We start from the raw sequence: 3,159 nt of genomic DNA on the forward strand, positions 1-3,159 counted from the left end.
GTGCGGTCGTGCTTGACCAGAAGGTTGTGGTCCTTCTGCGCCTGGAAATTGACCAGTTCGGAGCCGGCCTTGTCCTCGAACATCAGCTCGTTGTAGCCGCCACCGCCTTTGGAGGAGTCGGACTTCCAGCCCGATTGCGTGGCGCTGCCCGGCAGCCCGTAGGGCGGCATCTGCGAGGCGTTGTAGACCCTGCCAGTGATGATCGGCAGGTCCGGGTCGCCTTCGATGAAGTCGACGATCACCTCCTGGCCGATGCGCGGGATCTGGATGAAGCCCCAGCCGCTGCCGGCCCAGGTCTGCGACACCCGCACGAAACAGGAGCTGTTCTGGTCCTTCTTGCCCAGACGGTCCCAATGAAACTGCACCTTCACCCGCGCATATTTGTCGGTAAATATTTCCTCGCCGGACGGGCCGACCACCGTCGCCGTCTGGGGGCCACGCATGATCGGCCGTGGCGTGATCCGCGGCGGACGATAGGGCAAGGCTGTCGGCGCCAGGCCGAGGATCACCTTGAAATTCTCGCTGTTGACGTCAGCATGGGCTCTGTAACCTGGATCAAACAGTCTGTATTCGGCGCTGACCACCAGATACTCCTGGTTCTGGTCCTCACGCGGAAAGCTATCCAGCTTGAACGTGCAGCCCGAATAGAGGCCGCGCACGGTGCCGACAGCGGCGATGCGCTGGTGGACGGCCTGGATTTCCTCACGCCGGATCGCGGCCAGGCTGTCTCCCCGGCCCGTTTCGAGATGCGCGCCGGGCTGGCGGTAGTTCTCACCCGCTGCCTCTTTGTGGCTGAACGGCTGGGCCGACTTGGCCATGAGATCGGCGCCCGGCTTCGTGAAATCATAGTCAGTGTGGGCATAGGCGCCTGGGCGCACCGAACTGCCCGGTATCCATTCAGTGATGTATTCGACATCGCGCCGCGAACCCTGACCTTCAAAGTTATAGAGCACTTTCTCGTAGCCCGGCGCAGGCTTCAGCTTGCTCATCGCATCGGCCAGGACAAGCGTGTGCTTGCCGTCATCATGCTCGAAGAAATACAGGATGCCTTCATGCTCCAGCAGCCGCTGCACGAAATCCAGATCGGGTTCGTCGTACTGCACGCAATATTCGCGCGGGGGATAGGACCCTTGCAGGCGCAGATCGAATTCCGCGATACCGTATTTCTTGAAGATGTCCTTGACGATGTCGAGGACGCTCTTGTTCTGGAAAATACGGCAATCGGTGGTGTTGCCGAGAAACCAGAGCCACGGCCTGATGACCGCCTCATAGTAGGCCAGCCGATCTTCCAGCCGGGTGAGCCGGAACTCGGAGACGATGCCGCTGAACCAGCGTTTCGGATCAGATTCAGCTTCGATCGAGAGCGGCCCGCCCAGCATCTTCAACGGATCGATATCGGAGTCGGTGCTCACGAATCCGACCGTATAGGCAAAACAACGGCTGATCTCATCGCGTCCGACAAGATGCGTGAAGGTCAACAGCTCGGAGCCAACCGGTGTCCGGACAACGGTGGCACGTTCATTGGGCATGGGTCGAGCCCCCTCCTGGACGCGGCCGCCAATGTGATGGATTTGAAGTTCCCGCTATATTAACAGCATTCCGTTCAGGAACTTCTTAAATCCGCCACGCCAGGCCATGTTGAGCCTACCACATGTTTTCCTGCTGGCCAAAGAGGACATGGGGCGACAGAAACCCAAACCGTATCGCGGTTGGTCGGATTCACGCGCTGCACCTTCAGGTCTTGTTTCATGCAATGTCGTTTTCTCAAACGGAGGGCACTTTTGGGCGACATGCATTAACCAGCCGGTTCATCGGCTTGAAACGCTTCTGTCCTGTTTTACCCGCAAGCTGCTAGAATGGCGGAGTACCGATCAACGATCGACGGCGATCTCGGATGCACATCAGTCTGGAAATCAACAATGTCGACGCCTTGCCCGCTGGTACCTCGACCAGCTACGCGGCGCGTGATCGCGGCTTCGAAATCGGACGCGATGCTTGCGACTGGACCTTGCCGGATCCCGACAAGTTCATCTCGGGCCGCCACTGCGAGGTTCGCTACGAGGCGGGCGCGTTCTGGCTGCACGACATCTCGCGCAATGGGACTTTCATCAACGGGTCGAGCCAGCGCATGACCGGGCCACACCGGCTTGGCCATGGCGACCGGATACTGATCGGCCGTTATGTCATCTTGGTATCGATCGACGAAGAGCGCGCCACGGCGGGCTACCCCAGCTACAAATCCGAGCAGCGAGACATGCCGCCCGCGACAGGCCGACCGCTGGAATTCAAAGATGCACCTTTCTTCGATCCCGCGCAGCAACGGCCCGGGCAGCGCATTCCGCCGCACTCCCCACCCCTACCTTCGACCAGAGACGAGGTCTTGCGGGAGATCGCGATCGGAGCCGGCATTTCGCCGGAATTGCTTCAATTACGCGACCCGCATGAAGTTGCCGCCGAAATCGGCGCGGTCCTGCGGGCGGTGGTCGAGGAACTGACGTTGCTGCTGAAAGCACGTGCGGCCGCGAAAATGCTGGCCAAGAGCACACAACGAACGATGATCAGCGCCGCCGACAACAATCCGCTGAAGTTCGTTCCAGGAACCGACGAAATCCTCGAAATCATGTTCGCCCGTCGCAGGGCCGGCTATCTTGATGCCAGGCGCAGTATCGAGGACGCATTCCGCGATCTGAAGACGCACGAATTCGCCACCTATGCCGCCATGCAAGCTGCGCTCTCCCGACTGCTTGACGACCTGTCGCCCGAGGCGATCGGCAGGAAACTCCCGCCTACGTCGTTCACATCGAAGAAGGGGCAGGCCTGGGACGCCTATGTCGCGACATGGCGGACCATGGAGGAGGCACATGAAAACGGCATGCTGGACATCTTCCTGGCGTATTTCAGCGAGGCCTACGCCAAAGCCGACAAGCAAAAATAGGCGATCCAGGAAACGCCTGGCAGGGCAATCAGAAAAGTCCTCCGACGCCCGGCATCCGGTTCCAATAAACAATTTCTGAGATTACAATCGCGTACGACAGTTCGCCAAGCGGGTAAGACTCATTGACCTGGGGGTCTGCGGCAATGTCATGCTACGGCGGGACAGGATTTTCTGGCCAATCCTTCTGCGGACACTGCCGCGGCCGACCGGAGCTGCCCCTTTAC

Annotated in this window: 2 protein-coding genes; one reads left to right on the forward strand and one right to left on the reverse strand. The window is 59.8% G+C overall.

The window, feature by feature from the left end; translation table 11 throughout:
• Nucleotides 1-1,529: type VI secretion system tip protein VgrG (locus tag EN943_RS36245; protein WP_164778582.1), on the reverse strand; the 1,529-nt coding region annotated here is incomplete at its 3' end.
• A 365-nt stretch (nucleotides 1,530-1,894) separates the two neighbouring features.
• Between EN943_RS36245 and tagH the strand changes: the two genes are divergently transcribed.
• Nucleotides 1,895-2,935, forward strand: a complete 1,041-nt coding sequence (gene tagH / locus EN943_RS36250) for a type VI secretion system-associated FHA domain protein TagH (protein ID WP_127371919.1) — start codon at nucleotides 1,895-1,897, stop codon at nucleotides 2,933-2,935.
• Nucleotides 2,936-3,159: the final 224 nt, after the last annotated feature.

Source organism: Mesorhizobium sp. M7A.F.Ca.US.006.01.1.1 (assembly GCF_003997935.1).
Classification (GTDB): domain Bacteria; phylum Pseudomonadota; class Alphaproteobacteria; order Rhizobiales; family Rhizobiaceae; genus Mesorhizobium.